We start from the raw sequence: 14,165 nt of genomic DNA on the forward strand, positions 1-14,165 counted from the left end.
TTATGGACGCAATGCGCTGGAAAGAGACCCGTTTTCCGAGAGGCGCGCTTCGGCGCTTTCGGAAGCGTCGTACCGCCGGAGCACGCGCAGGTCGGCCGCCTCCGGCGCGCGATACGCAAAGACGCTGTCCGCCGCCGAAAGTTTGATCTGGTCGCGCCGGATCAGCGGGAATACGCCTTCGGCGAAGTGATAGGACTCTTCCAGGCTGGGATAACCCGAAAGCACAAAGGTATCGAACCCGATGTCCGTGTATTCTTTCATCCGCTGGTAGACCGACTCGGCGTCGCCGACCAGCGCCGTCCCCGCGCCGCCTCGGACAAGGCCGACGCCCGCCCAGAGATTGGGGCTGATCTCCAGCTTGTCGCGCCGCCCGCCGTGCAGCTGCTGCATGCGCCGCTGGCCTTCGGATTCCGACCGGGCGAACTGGGCCTGCGACGCGGCGATTTTGTCGTCATTCACATAGCGGATCAAACGCTCGGCGGCTTCCCAGGCTTCGCGCTCGGTTTCGCGCACAATCACATGCAGTCGAATGCCGAAACGCACCGTGCGTCCGTGCAGCGCGGCGAGACGGCGCACTTCGTTGATCTTCTCGGCGGCCAAAGCCGGCGGCTCGCCCCAGGTCAGATAAACGTCCACATGCTTCGCCGCCACTTCCAGAGCAGCCGGGGAGGACCCGCCGAAGTAGAGCGGGGGATAGGGCTTGGTGTACGGATCGAAGCGCAATTGGGCGTTTTCGATCTGGACATGCTTGCCATGGAAGTTCACCTCCTCGCCGCGCAGCAGGGCGCGCCACACGGTGAGATACTCATCCGTGTGGGCGTACCGCTCGTCATGGTCCAGAAAAACTCCTTCGTTTTTCAGCGGACCGCCGCCGGTGACGATGTTCAATAGCAGGCGTCCCTGCGAGATATGGTCGAATGTCGCCGCCATGCGCGCCGCGAGCGCCGGCGGCAGGATGGAGGGCCGATGCGCGACGAGGAATTTGAGCTTCTCGGTCGCGGTGATGAGAGAGGTCGCCACAATCCAGGGATCTTGTTTCAGCCCCGTTCCGAGCAGCATTCCCTCATAGCCCAGGTTGTCGACCGCCTGCGCGATCTGCGTGAGATATTTGTGCGTCGGCTGCCGCTGTCCGATCGTCGATCCAAGATATCGTTCATCGCCTTGCGTCGGCAGATACCAAAAAACATGCATCGGTCAATTCCTTTGTCCGTTGATGGGGTCGGCTCTCAACTGGCGAGACCTTCGGCGAGCGCCGGGGCGTGTTTCGGAATCGAGTGTCCGGTATGCACGCTGGGAATGCCGTTGTGCCCGTCGCCGAACCGGAACGCCAGCTTCGGCTCCACGGTCTGCGCTCCCGAATTGTCGGCGAGCCGGCTTGGGTGGGACAGCGGCAGGTAGGGGAAGGTCAGCTCGGCGAAGCGGATGGCCTCCTCCAGATGGGGGTATCCGGAGAGGACGAAGGTGTCGATTCCGATCTCGCCGTACTCCTTCATCCGCTGGGCGACCGTTTCCGGGTCGCCGACCAGGGCCGTTCCCGCGCCGCCTCGGACGAGTCCGATGCCGGCCCAGAGGTTGGGGCTAATCACCAGATTGTCGCGTCGTCCTCCATGCAGGGCGCTCATGCGCTGCTGTCCGACGGATTGCGAGCTGGCGAACTGCTTTTGCGCGGCGGCGATCGAGTCGTCCGTCACATATTTGATCAGATCGTCGGCGGCCGCCCACGCCTCGCGCTCGGTTTCGCGGACGATCACATGCAGGCGCATGCCGAACTTGACGGTGCGCCCGTGCAATGCGGCGAGGCGGCGCACTTCGTTGATCTTCTCGGCGGCCAAAGCCGGTGGCTCGCCCCAGGTCAGATAAACGTCCACATGCTTCGCCGCCACTTCCAGAGCGGCCGGGGAGGACCCGCCGAAGTAGAGCGGAGGATAGGGCTTCTGCACTGAAGGGAAGAGGTTTTTGCCTCCCTCGACGCGCAGATGTTTGCCCTCGAAATTGACTTCCTCACCGCCGAACAAGCCGCGCCAGATCGTGAGGAACTCATCGGTCACTTCGTAGCGCTCGTCGTGTTCGAGAAAGACGCCTTCTTTCGCCATCTGCGCCTGGCTGCTTCCCGTGACGACATTGATGAGCAGGCGTCCATTGGAGGCGCGGTCGAAGGTGGCGGCCATCTGCGCGGAGAACGTCGGGTTGATCACGGACGGGCGCGCGGCGATCAAGAATTTGAGATTCTTGGTGAGCGGGATGAATGAGGACGCCAGCACCCAGGCGTCCTCACAGCCCGGCCCGGTCGGCAGCAGCGCGCCGTAATATCCCAGCTCGTCGATGGCGACGGCGATCTGCTTGAGATAGTCGTGCGTCGATTCGCGGCGGCCGATCGGCGATCCAAGGTAGCGACCATCGCCGCCGGTGGGGAAAAACCAGAGTACGTTCATCGTGTTATTTCCTTTATCTTCTCTGCAACTTGCGGCTCTTGAGCGGGGGCGAGCCGCGCATATTGTTCGGGCGTCAGCGTCGCCTGCCGGACATCGATCTTTTGCGGGATCAGCCCAATATTTGCGAACGCGTCCGCTTCTTTTTGCTGGAGCGCAATGACTTCCGGGGTGATTTCTCGGTAATTCGTCGTGTAGCCGTTGCGCACGATCTGTTCGAGAGTCGGTACATCCAATCCCAGGTCGGGCGATAAGATCTGCGCGGCTTCATGGGAATGATCGTGCGACCAGTCGCCGGCCTTCTTGGCTTCCTCCAGAACGGCCTTCACGAGGTCCGGATGCTCGACGGCGAATGTGCGCGACGCGAGGTAGAAGCCGCCGCTGGTAGGCAGGTTCGCGCCGTCCCGCAAAATGCGCGCGCCGGTTGTGTGTCTGGCGATCGATAGGAACGGATCCCAGATCACCCATCCATCGATGCTGCCGGAGGCGAACGCGGCCTGCGCGTCCGGCGGGGAAAGGTAAGTCGGCTGCACGTCGGAGTATTTCAGTCCGACCTGCCCGAGCGCCTGCACCAGAAAATAGTTGGCGCTGGAGCCTTTTTGGAAGGCGATCTTCTTTCCGCGCAGATCCTGAAGGGTCTTCGCGGGGGAATCTTTGGGGACGATCAGCGCCTGTCCGACGGCTTCGGCTTTGGGCGACGGCGGCGTGTTGGCGACATAGACCAGCGGGACGCCGGCGGCCTGGGCGAAGATCGGCGGAGTATCCCCCGCCGATCCGATATCGACGCTATTCGCGCCGATCCCCTCCAGCAGCTGCGGCCCTGCGGGGAAGTTCAGCCACTGCACGGTCACGCCTTTGGGAGCGAGCCGGCGTTCAAGATCGCCGCGCAGCCGCAGCAGGTTGAGACTGCCGCCGCGCTGATAGCCGACATGAAGCACCGTTCCTTGCGCGGACTGCGCGTGCGCCGCCGCGCCGTTCATCCCATCATGACGCGCGCAGCCCGAGGCGAGAAGGGCGGCGATTCCCAGGACAAATGTCAGCGGACGCGCCGCCCGAGTTCTGCTGGTCATGGCGATCATTTAGTTCCCCGCGGTGTCGTCCAGGTAGAACCCGACGGCGTTGGTGTTCTCACTGCGCTTGTAGGTGATATTTGAGGTGTCGGTGGTGGGAACGACGGTGAGGCCGCTGACATCCGCCACGCCGGTGTAGCTCGGGTTTGGCGAGCGCACCCACTTCACATGCCCGTCGGTAAATGCATAGTGCGATCCGCCGCTATGCCGTCCCCGCGCCAGAACGTGTGAGATATTGTTGTCGTGGTTCACGTTTGTGTCCGAATAGCCGCTTCCGCCGGCCGGGACCGGCGGGTCCGCCGAGGTGTCGTCGCCGGCGGAAAATACGCGGGCGCCGGCGCCTTCCGAAATGAGCACCTGATTGGCCGGGTAGTTGATCGAGGCCAGCGTGAGAGGCGCCGTGTTCGCCAGATTCCAGGGGGTGCCAGGCGCCAGAGCCGGAGAGATATTTTCGTTGATCGCGTAGCTGTACTGAGGCGTCCCCTGCGGCGACGTGGCGGAGGTTCCGAAGGCGCCGATCGGAGCGTAATCCGGGCAAATATAGACGTTGTCTTTCTTGACGCCCGCCTGGGAGTTCGCGTAACCTTGCTTGATGTACGGCGTGATCATTCCATACCAATGCTGGCGGTTCTGCGCGACGCCGGCGATGTCTACGTAGCTCGGATCGCTAATGTTAGCGGGCGGGAACTGCTCGTCATAGTCCTGAACGTATTGGATCAGGGCGAGGACCAGCTGCTTTTCATTGGAGGAGCAGCGAGTCTGGCGCGCCTTTTCGCGGGCCTGGGCGAAGACCGGGAAGAGGATCGCGGCAAGAATCGCGATAATGGCTATGACGACGAGTAATTCAATCAGAGTAAATCCGCGATGGCGAATGCTGGACATAGTGATGTCTCCTTCTTTGGTTCAGAGTGTCATATTATCTTTTTTGCCCTGGACCAAGCGCCTCGTGCATTCCGAGGCGCAAAGCGGGCGCGAAAAATCGGTGTCAGCAGGTGTGAAAGCGTGACGAGGGGGGAGGACAGAGACAGCCGCTCCAGACGTGGCTTCCGGTAAATCCTTGTTTCTGTATTTTATTCTGGATATCGGTATGCATTGTCTTCGCGTGTTCCCGCATCTCTGTGTGAAATACAACGAGAAAAGGCCAGACGCGGAAAATCCATGCGTCTGGCCTCTCGTCGCCGAGTGAGCAGTTTTTCAATTACTAGTTTTTAAATAACCAAACTTATGTTATTGAGTATACCGGGTCCTTGTGCGCATGTCAACACTATGAGGAATGTTTTTTCGCGCCCTTTTCATCGGCTTGTATTTCGGGAGGCGCAATGCGTCTGTCGTTCAAGTCGAATCGCTCTCCCGCCGAGAGAAAGTAGAATTTGCCCTTGCTTCCCGCGTTGTTGGGGGATGTGTTTTCGGTCCCGCTCCACTGTTCGCGGTCGAAGATGGCGACGTAACTTGCGCCGACAACTTCCAATCGATTTCCCTGCGCGACAACGGCCGTCCCTTCGTCGATCCCAATGCCCAGCAGCTCGGGATGCTCGCCGATGACGGAGATCAGGTCGAATTGCCGGTTGCGGCGCAGGAGGTGCTGGTCGATGGCGGCGGCTTTCAGAAAACCGAAGCCCTCCACGTGGTCGCCGATCATCAGTTCATTCCCGGCGGTGTCGCCGCGCACCAGAAACGATCCCTGAATCGTGGCTCCGGCGGATGTTCCTCCGATGACGCCGCCGCGTTCCAGCAGCGCGGCAAGTTCCTGATGCACCCGGGTATGCAGATACGCGTCGGCTAGACGCCACTGGCGGCCGCCGGTGAGCCAGACGCCGGTCGCCTCGCGCAGCGGGGCGACGAACTGCGAGGTGTCCGCTTCCTTCGGATCACGTGTATGGAGAACCTGGATGCGCCGCGCCCCGTGCTGCGCTAATTCTTTCGCCGTATCGTCGTCCGTAACGGAAAGGTTTTCCTGCGCCGTGGGGATGATGACAATCCGGGCGTCCGCTCCTCCGGCAAGCGTGAGAAATCGGTCCCAGATCTCAGGGCCGATCTCTCCGCCGCCGACGATGACCAGGGCGCCGCGCGCCGGGCCGATGGCGCCATGGTCCGAGATGGATGTTGGTGTGGTCATGATTGTGTCTCGCGAGCTTTTTATCGCAGCGCCCTGCTCCAGAGGGTTGCATAGGCGGGAATTCGGCGGACCCAAATTGGCCCATCCGGACCCGCGTAGACCAGCGCCCAGCGGGGATCGTGCGTGAGCGCATGGTAGAGATTTGGATAGTGCGATTCGTATCTGGGATCGCGCCGCCGCCCGACCACGCAGCAGACGCCCTGTTGATCCAAATAGGCGAGCCCCGTTTCATCGGCGGCGAAGACATGCGCGGCGATGGGGAGGAGTTCATCTGGATAGGCGTTCAGCCCATCGATAAACAGCGTGTTGTGTCCATAAAGCTCCCATTCCAAATACGATGCGTTGTTATAATCGTTGAAGATACGCCCCGTCACGGCGCTGCGTTTCAGGTAAGCGATCTGGCCGACGGGGGCTGTGTCGGGCGCGGGCGCCGTCAGCGCGGTCAAAGATCGTATTGCTAAGGCGACCAGCGCGGCGGCGAGAACCGGCGTCAGCAGCGTAAGAACCGGAGAAGCGGCTCGCCCGACGGTCGGGGCGTTGGCTTTTCGCAGGCGCGGCGCGAAATCGAAATATTCGAAAAGCACCGTGAGCGAGATCAGCGAGGACGTCAGGATATTACGGCGCGCGATGAGAAGCGAGGCGACCCCGAGAAGCAGCCAGAGCAGGCGCGACCAGCGTCGATCGGGATTGCGAACCCAGGCGGTGAACGCCAGCGCAGTAACCAGCAGCGCCGACAGCAGCATCGGCGGATGGAAGATCGGCAATGCCAGCGCCGGCCGCCACTCCTCAATGCTGGCGAAGACGCCGGGATTGGTCGGAATGAAGGCGCGATAGTAGAGCGCCCCGTAGGGATTGACGCACACCGAGGCCGCCGCGACGGCGAACAAGACCGCGATGCGCCGCGTTTCCCAGGACCTCGGCGACTGCAAGGCTTCCCCGATCAGCAGCAGTCCCAGCAGAGCGAGGCCGACCGCCACGCCGCCATGCAGATTCGCCCAGAGAATAAAGAGCAGGGACACCGGCAGCGCCCGACGCCGAAGAAACGATTTCGTGTTTGTGAGAGGCGATCGCCGCCAGGAGATCGCCATGGGAAGCAAAATCACGAGCGCGAGATTGGAAAACAGCTCAGGGCGCAGCTGAAACCGAGACGCGCCGGCGAATACCGCCAGCGCGGTCGCCGCGACCGCGAGGAACGAATGAGGGCGCCGGCTTGAAGATGCGGGGATCGCAAAGACGGCGGTCAGGAGCAGGATCTCCAATATCAGTCCCGCCGCCGCTCCTGCGTCGCCCAGGCGCGCGATCCCATAGATCAGCGCCTCGGAAAGCCAGGAATGGGCGATCCAGGGCGAGTCCGCGCTCCAAAGAAAGAGCGTGCGCCCTGGAATGGCGTGATGCTCGACGATCCAGCGTCCGACCGCCGCATGCGCGTAAAAATCGCTGTCGGCGGTCAGCGGCCGGATCGCCGAAGCAATGGCGAGGATGAGCGCAAGCAAACCAGGGATGGCCCGCAGAGCCGCGCGCGATATTGTTCTGGGGTAAGCAATATCATCCACGGTATGTTTTTCAGAGACGAATATCATTGGCGGCGCTGCTTTTCGGGAAGCACGAGAATCAATTGAACTCTGACAGTTTGAATTTTTCGCGATCTTCCAGCGCGGAGATCCCTGGCTGTCCGGCGAACTTGTTGGCGGGACGCGCCAGGCCGTAGTGCTCGCGGAGCGTGTTTCCCGTGTATTCCGTCCGAAACAGCCCGCGCCGCTGAAGTTCCGGCACGACAAGGTTCACGAAGTCTTCCAGGCCGCCGGGAAGCGTGGCCGGCATGACATTGAAGCCGTCCGCCGCGCCGCCGGTGAACCATTCCTCCAGCTGATCGGCGACCTGGATCGGCGTTCCCGCGAAGGTGCGATGCCCGCGTCCTCCGGCCAGACGGAAGATCAGCTGCCGGATGGTGAGGTTTTCCCGGTGCGCGAGATCCGTCACCAGCTGGAACCGGCTCTTGTGTCCGTTGATCTCCTCGATCGGCGGCGTTTCCGGCAGGGGCCCGTCGAGTGGGTACTCCGCGAGATCGACTTTGAGGATGCTGGAAAGCTGTCGAATCCCCTGTTCGGGCGACACCAGGGCGTGCAGGGCCGCTTCTTTGTCGAGCGCCTCGGACTCCGTCTCGGCGATCACGGCGGAGATGCCCGGCAGGATCTTGACATCGTCGGGAGTGCGTCCGTAATGGGGGAGGCGCGATTTGACGTCGGCGTAGAAATCGCGGCCTTCCTGAAATGTCTGCTGGGCGGTAAAGATCGCCTCGGCGTACTGCGCCGCGAACTCTTTGCCGTCCTCGGACGAGCCGGCCTGCACCAGCAGGGGATACGCCTGCGGCGAGCGCGGGATGTTCAGCGGGCCGCGCACGGAGAACCATTCCCCGCGATGCTCGATCTCCCGGATCTTGTCGGGATCGACATAGACTCCGGACTCTTTGTCCGCAATGCGCGCGTCATCGTCCCAGCTATCCCAGAGGGAGGTCGCGACCTCCAGAAATTCGCGCGCCTTGTCGTAACGCGCCGCGTGCTGCAAATGCTCCTCGCGCCCGAAGTTCTGCGCCTCGCGCTCGTTGCCCGAAGTCACGATGTTCCAGCCGGCCCGCCCGCCGCTCAGATGGTCCAGCGAGGCGAAGCGGCGCGCCACATGGAACGGCGCGTTGTAGGTGGTGGAGACGGTGCCGATCAGGCCGATCTTCTCAGTGACGGCCGCCAGGGCGGACAGCAGCGTAAACGGCTCCAGACCGCCTTGCAGCGACGATTTCGAGGTCGACCAGGTCGCCAGGCCATCCGCGAGGAACAGCGAATCGAGCTTGGCGCGCTCGGCCGTCTGTGCGATCCACTTGAAATATTGGAGGTCGAAGATCTCCTCGATATGCGCGTCCGGATCTCTCCAGGCGGCGGCGTGGTGGCCGACGCTCATCAAAAAAAGATTGAGATGCAACTGTCGTTTTTCCTGGCTCATTCCATTTCTCCTATCCAAAACCATCGTCAATTACTGCGCGATCTTTGCGGACGCCTGAACCGTCTTGGAGGCGTCCGTGGGAGTCAGAAGCGCATACTGCTGCGGCGTCAGCGTATTCTGCCGGACATCGATCTTTTTGGGGATCAGGCCGATTTTCGTAAAGCTATCCGCTTCTTTTTGCTGAAGCGCGATCACATTCTCGTCAATCGCGCGATATCCCGTCGTGCTGCCTCGCCGAATGATCTGCTCTTCCTCACCGATCTCCAGTCCCAGATTAGGGGCGAGAATCGCCGCGGCTTCATGAGGGTGCGCGTGCGACCAATCGCTGATTGCCTTGGTCTCCTCCAGAGTCTCTTTGATCAGATCGGGATGGGCGACCGCGAATGTCCGCGAGGCAAGATAGAAGCCTCCGCTGGTTTCCGTCTGTGAGTTGTCCGGCAGCAGGCGTGCGCCGTTCTCGCGTTCGGAGATCGTGACATATGGCTCCCAGGTGACCCAGGCGTCGATGTTGCCGGTGCTGAACGCGATCTGGGCGTCCGGCGGCGCGAGGTTCACCGCGTGAATATCGCGGTATTGAAGTCCGGCGTGGTTCAGCACCTGCACCAGCCAGTAGGTCGACCCGGATCCTAGCTGCAGCGCGACGCGCTTGTCGCGCAGGTCGCTGGTCGTGCGAATCGGCGATCCCTTCGGCAGCAGAAATCCGCCTCCGCGCAGCGGGCCGGGCGGCTGGTTCGCGGCGTAGACGAACGGACTGCCGGCGGCCTGGGCGAAGATCGGGGGCGTGTCGCCTGCCGATCCCAGGTCGATGCTGCCCGTACCCAGCCCCTCCATCAACTGCGGCCCCGCTGGGAACGGCAGCCACTGCACCGTGACGCCCTTTGGCGCCAGCTTCTTCTCCAGATCGCCGCGCAGCCGAAGCAAGTTCAAGCCGCTCTGCCGCTGATAGCCGATCCGAAGGACGACATCGCTTCCGGCGTGCGTCTGCGTGTCCGCCGGATGGCGGCATCCGGCGAGCGCCAGAACGGCGACTGTCAGAGAGGAAAGAGCAGTCTTTGTCTTCACATTTTTCTCCAAAAATAGTTTATCACTGACTTCTTAAGAGTTTTGAAATCCACAAATATCACGATTGGACGCAGAACGCCTGTTGTGATTTCACGGTTCGTGAGTGAGGGATTAACAGAAGCAGTGTTGACAAAGACAGCGGGAGCAGGCGAGGGGATGGCGGAAAACAGGGCGCTGATATGGGTGATCGTGATTTGCTGTGTCATAAGTATTGACCGAATGGCGAGCAGCCGTAAAGCAAATAGGCCAGGCGCCGCTCTCAACATGGAGCGATGCCTGGCCTCAAGACGTCTCGTCAGCCGCGACTTTCGTCGCTGGTTTTACAATAGTAGTTTTGATACCGGAAAAGTATCTTTTGCGTGATTATAGTCGGTTCCGCCACGGATGTCAACCCGTCGCCAAAAAAGATTGGGAATCAGTGATCGTGTCCGCAGCCGTGCGAATGGGATTCCAGGAAGCAGAATAGCTCTTCCGGGTCCATGTTGCAGCCGCTGCAGTCGCCGATCTCCGCCTGGATCGTGGCGTGGCCGATGCCAAAGCTGTCGTGGAGTTTGTGGTTGACGGCCGAGACGACGGTGGAGCTCTGGATGACGGTGAACTCATCCGGGAGCACGATGTGGCAGCTCAGGAAGTTGATGCCGTCGCCGACGGTCCAGACATGCAGGTCGTGGACGTCCTGAACGCAGGGGATGCTGCGGATCGCGGCCACCAGCGCCGGAACGTCCATCCCTTTCGGGGTCCCTTCCAGCAGTACGTTCGTGGCGTCGATGATGATCTCCCACGACGAGTATAGGATGAACAGGGCGATCATGACGGAGACGATCGGGTCGGCGAGCGTCCAGCCGGTGTAGTGGACAATCGCGCCGGCGATCAGAACGCCAAGCGAGGAAAGGGCATCGCCGGCCATATGGATATAGGCGGCGCGCGCGTTCATGCTGTGGTGGCTGTCGCCTTGCAGCCAGTAGGCGATGACGGTGTTCATCACGAGGGCGACGGCGGCGACGCCCATCATCAGGCCGGATTGGAGATGCGGCTGCGGGTGCAGAAAGACGCTCCACGCCTCGATCAAGATCACGATGGCGATCACGACCAGCGCGGCGGCGTTGAACCAGGCGGTGAGAATCGCCACCCGATGGTACCCGAACGTATTGCCGGGGCCGGCGGGGCGGCGGGCGACCCACACGGCGTAGGCGGCGAGGCCGAGCGCAAGCGCGTCCGACGCGTTATGCCCGGCGTCGGACACCAGCGCGAGCGAGTGCGCGCGCAAGCCATAAAAAAGCTCCACGGCGACGAAGGTAATCGTCAGCGCCAGCGAGATCCAAAGAAGCCGACCGCTCGTCGCTCCGTGTGTGTGTCCTGCCATGACATAATTATACCCGCATGGGCGCCAACAACGTGTTTTGGACCATCGCTAACGAGACGGCGGATAGAGCTCGATGCGACTGATTTGCGCGGCGTTGGCATAGGCCGGGTTCGCGGAGGCGCGGATCACCAATCGAAAGGTATCCGTGATGACGGGCGCAAAGGCCGCGCGGTAGCGGAGCGGGTCGGCGTAGCCGCGCTCCTGAAAGATTGTTTTGTCTTTGCCGTTGACGCGCGCGACGCCATCAAAATCGACGGGGCGCCCATCGGAATCGGCGAAGCGGATCACCACGCATCCGAGGGAGACGGGGCGCGGCAGAGTGACCTCGATCCAGTGCGGGTGCGGCGTGTCCAGGGATGAGTGCCAGCGATGGGAGAGATCGCCCGCCGGGGCGAAGTGATCGTCGATGATCCGCGCCGTACCGCCCGGTTCGTTGGCGTACTCGCTGTCAGAGGACGCTTTTGCGCCCAGACGCGCGAGGGCGAGATTGCCGGGTTCGTCCGGCTCTGTCGTCATCGGATCCGATGTTCCCACGACGGGGTAGCAGGTGAACTCTTCCTCCTGAACTTGCCAGTAGGGCGCATACTGATGCTCCGCGTGACCGGCCACGGCGAAGCGGAGCGGCTGGTCAGGGATCGGGGACAAGCTCTTGACCAGGTCGTCGGGATCCCGATTCAGACGCTCGCCTTTGTTTCCGCCCGTCGGACCGACCAGGGCCATGAGAATCGGCCCGTATTCCAGGGCAAACCGTTCCTGGCCGAAGCCCGGATCCATCCCGACATAACGCGTGAGATGAAAATCCATCGGCAGCGAAAAAGTAACCACGTCGCCGGATTTCCAGACACGGTTCAGAGTGACATAACTTCCCGGTTTCCCCGTGACCGCGCGTTTGCCGTTGACATGGATCGGCATGGCCTTGCTCGCCCATGCGGGAACACGCACGCGGATGGCCGATTGGATGGGACGCCGTGTCGCCACGGAAAGTTTCACTTCCGATTGGAACGGGAATTCGGTCTCCATGGTCAAATGCAGAGTCTTACCGCCCTGCGCCCATTCGATCGAAGACGCGTGGAACAGGTTGACGTACAGGCCATCCGGAGCCGTCGAATAGAGATACTCGGGCAGGGAGCCAAGCAGGCGCGTTCCCTGACCCTCGCAGCAGGTGTTGTGCGACGTCGCGGCGTCTTTGTGTCCCGCCAAATGGATCAGGTAGCGGATCCCTTTGCCGCCGGCTTGATTCGCCAGGCCGACATTGTAAATCGACTTCTCGATCTCCGCGACGTACTTTTCCTCGCCGGGCGAGAGCAGATGGAATCGCTGGTTATAGCGCGCCCAGAACACGCTGCCGCACAGCTCGCCGGTGTGCTTGTGCAGGTAATAGGAATGCGGTGGGTACGGCTCAAACTCGCAGATCGCGATCGACCCGCCCACATGCTCCCAGTTGTCGTGGTACAGATCCCAGCCGCCTCGCGCGGCGTCCCAATACTTTTTGGCGCCTGTCGCCCGGTACTGGTCGAGATACGGCTCCAGCGACGTGATCAGATAGTTGTGCGGGTGGTCATAGGGATATTGCCAGATCGCCTTCGGGTCGCGCTTCGCGAGCTGATCCATCCAGTAGTTTTCCTGGAAGAAGCGCTGGATAACTTGAAGATCCTCGGGCTTGCCGATGGGCGTAAAGTATGTCCGCGTGTTCGCGATCATCCCCTGGACGCCCTGACCGGCGCGCCGAAGCAGTTCCGGCAGCGCGGGACACGTATCAAACCAGTCGTAAAAACGGCGCAGCATTGGAAAGGCTTTGGGATTTCCGGCGAAACCGGCTTCAATCAGGCCGTGCGTCACCCAGGAGCGGGTATAGGCGCCGCGTTCGCTGTAAAAAATGGTTTCCTCGGGATAGGCCATCAGATAGCCGTCGGCGCGCTGGCACTCCGCAATGCCGTCCACAATCGCGTCCATCCGGGCGCGCAGCTCGGGATGCTCCGTCCAGCGCAGAGTGTTGCCGGCGCCCATCAGAAAGCGTCCGGCGTTGGAGCCGGGCAGGTCCGTGTCCCAGAAGTCGATGGGCGGCTTCAGTCCCGCCGGAACCGGCTTGCCGGCGCGCTCCCGGAAGGGCCGCACGAGTTCGTCTACGGAAGCAGACGCCAGCAGATAGTCGATGTTATTACGCATCGCCGTTTGAAAGACGCCGTCTCCCAGTCGCACCCCGCCGGTCGGCGTCTGGGCCTGATAGGAAACGGGCCGCCACTGGCGGGACGGGATGACGTTGCCGGGGTTGTCCGTGACGACGCCTTCCCCCTGTCCGCGCGGGGCGCGGGTCAGGGGAATGGGGCCAAGGTCGCCGTGGATCGAGTCCGAAACCGGGCGGCCCTCGGCGGCGTCTTTCCCGCCGGACCAGACCTCCAGTTTGGAAAGCTGAAACTGCCGGTCACGCAGCCGCGTGACGGTGATCCGCACATAACGAGCCTGGACGTCGCCGGCGGGAAAGATACTGACGGCGTCGCCCGGCGCCGGATAATCCTCCCCGGTGCAGTCGGCGAGCACGACGGGGGCCGCAAAGTGCGCGTCGCCAGCGGCTTCCACGCGGAATCGAACCGGGAAATCCTGGCTGCTGAGGCCGAAATCGATCATCGGGAAGAGTTTGACGTGATCGAGGGCGCAGGGGCCGCCCAGGTCCACCTGAACCCACTGGATGGCGTCGTCCGACGCCGCCTGGGGCGACGACTGATAGCCGAGCGGCGCGAGCCGGGCGATTCGCTCGACTCCCATCGGCCCCTGCCATCCGTTCTTCGCCGGAAGCGGCGGGGTAGGTCCTGTGGCGGGCGTCTTTGTCGGAAGCGTCGGCGCGGCCCCCACGCCCGCCGCCCTGGCCGGGGCGGATCCGCTGGGCAGGAACGGCGCCGTTCCCACGGCGATCCCCGCGCCGACCACCTGATTCAAGAATTTTCGCCGCGAAATGCGTGTCGGTTTCGGTTCAGAGCCCATTGCGATACTCCCTTGTGCCTGTCGCCCATCAAATCCATTATACCGTGCGAGAAAGATATATCCATCTTTTGGATGGCTCTGTCTTGTTTTGGTTTTGTGATGGATTTTCTGTGTGAGCGAGGAGATCACGGAGCGTCTCCGTTGCGTCCGTT

Annotated in this window: 10 protein-coding genes; all 10 read right to left on the minus strand. The window is 62.0% G+C overall.

The genetic code is table 11. The features are described 5' to 3' along the window. The 10 genes from ssuD (D5261_RS11780) to D5261_RS11825 all read right to left on the minus strand — a co-directional run bounded on the left by ssuD (D5261_RS11780) (position 1) and on the right by D5261_RS11825 (position 13,959). Positions 1 to 1,191, minus strand: a complete 1,191-nt coding sequence (ssuD, locus tag D5261_RS11780) for an FMNH2-dependent alkanesulfonate monooxygenase (protein ID WP_119321225.1) — start codon at positions 1,189 to 1,191, stop codon at positions 1 to 3. Between the two features lie 35 nt (positions 1,192 to 1,226). Next, positions 1,227 to 2,432 carry an FMNH2-dependent alkanesulfonate monooxygenase gene (ssuD, locus tag D5261_RS11785; protein WP_119321226.1) on the minus strand — a complete coding sequence of 402 codons (1,206 nt, stop codon included), beginning with the start codon at positions 2,430 to 2,432 and terminating at the stop codon, positions 1,227 to 1,229. After that, entirely contained in the window at positions 2,429 to 3,499 is a 1,071-nt protein-coding gene (locus D5261_RS11790) for a sulfonate ABC transporter substrate-binding protein (RefSeq protein WP_119321507.1), read from the minus strand. Before D5261_RS11790 ends, ssuD (D5261_RS11785) begins: the two co-directional genes overlap by 4 nt. Positions 3,500 to 3,508: 9 nt before the next feature. Further along, positions 3,509 to 4,381, minus strand: coding sequence for a DUF1559 family PulG-like putative transporter (locus D5261_RS11795; protein WP_119321227.1), 873 nt, complete (start codon positions 4,379 to 4,381; stop codon positions 3,509 to 3,511). A 382-nt stretch (positions 4,382 to 4,763) separates the two neighbouring features. Next, positions 4,764 to 5,615, minus strand: coding sequence for a cyanophycinase (locus D5261_RS11800; protein WP_119321228.1), 852 nt, complete (start codon positions 5,613 to 5,615; stop codon positions 4,764 to 4,766). Positions 5,616 to 5,635: 20 nt separating this feature from the next. Further along, a complete protein-coding gene (locus D5261_RS11805; RefSeq protein ID WP_301002477.1) occupies positions 5,636 to 7,168 on the minus strand; it encodes a hypothetical protein in 1,533 nt (510 codons plus the stop codon). 58 nt (positions 7,169 to 7,226) lie between these two features. Further along, positions 7,227 to 8,609 (minus strand): LLM class flavin-dependent oxidoreductase, encoded by a 1,383-nt coding sequence (locus D5261_RS11810; protein WP_119321230.1) that lies wholly within the window; start codon positions 8,607 to 8,609, stop codon positions 7,227 to 7,229. A gap of 30 nt (positions 8,610 to 8,639) precedes the next feature. Further along, positions 8,640 to 9,671, minus strand: a complete 1,032-nt coding sequence (locus D5261_RS11815; RefSeq protein WP_165864159.1) for an aliphatic sulfonate ABC transporter substrate-binding protein — start codon at positions 9,669 to 9,671, stop codon at positions 8,640 to 8,642. Positions 9,672 to 10,086: 415 nt separating this feature from the next. After that, positions 10,087 to 11,034, minus strand: a complete 948-nt coding sequence (locus D5261_RS11820) for a cation diffusion facilitator family transporter (RefSeq protein ID WP_119321232.1) — start codon at positions 11,032 to 11,034, stop codon at positions 10,087 to 10,089. Between the two features lie 48 nt (positions 11,035 to 11,082). Beyond that, entirely contained in the window at positions 11,083 to 13,959 is a 2,877-nt protein-coding gene (locus D5261_RS11825; RefSeq protein WP_301002547.1) for a beta-L-arabinofuranosidase domain-containing protein, read from the minus strand. Positions 13,960 to 14,165 lie beyond the last annotated feature (206 nt).

The sequence above is a fragment of the Capsulimonas corticalis genome, from assembly GCF_003574315.2.
GTDB lineage: Bacteria > Armatimonadota > Armatimonadia > Armatimonadales > Capsulimonadaceae > Capsulimonas > Capsulimonas corticalis.

Coding starts and splice junctions, on each gene's coding strand:
- ssuD (WP_119321225.1), bottom strand. CDS start 1,191: ATGCATGTTTTTTGGTATCTGCCGACGCAAGGCGATGAACGATATCTT.
- ssuD (WP_119321226.1), bottom strand. CDS start 2,432: ATGAACGTACTCTGGTTTTTCCCCACCGGCGGCGATGGTCGCTACCTT.
- D5261_RS11790 (WP_119321507.1), bottom strand. CDS start 3,499: ATGACCAGCAGAACTCGGGCGGCGCGTCCGCTGACATTTGTCCTGGGA.
- D5261_RS11795 (WP_119321227.1), bottom strand. CDS start 4,381: ATGTCCAGCATTCGCCATCGCGGATTTACTCTGATTGAATTACTCGTC.
- D5261_RS11800 (WP_119321228.1), bottom strand. CDS start 5,615: ATGACCACACCAACATCCATCTCGGACCATGGCGCCATCGGCCCGGCG.
- D5261_RS11810 (WP_119321230.1), bottom strand. CDS start 8,609: ATGAGCCAGGAAAAACGACAGTTGCATCTCAATCTTTTTTTGATGAGC.
- D5261_RS11820 (WP_119321232.1), bottom strand. CDS start 11,034: ATGGCAGGACACACACACGGAGCGACGAGCGGTCGGCTTCTTTGGATC.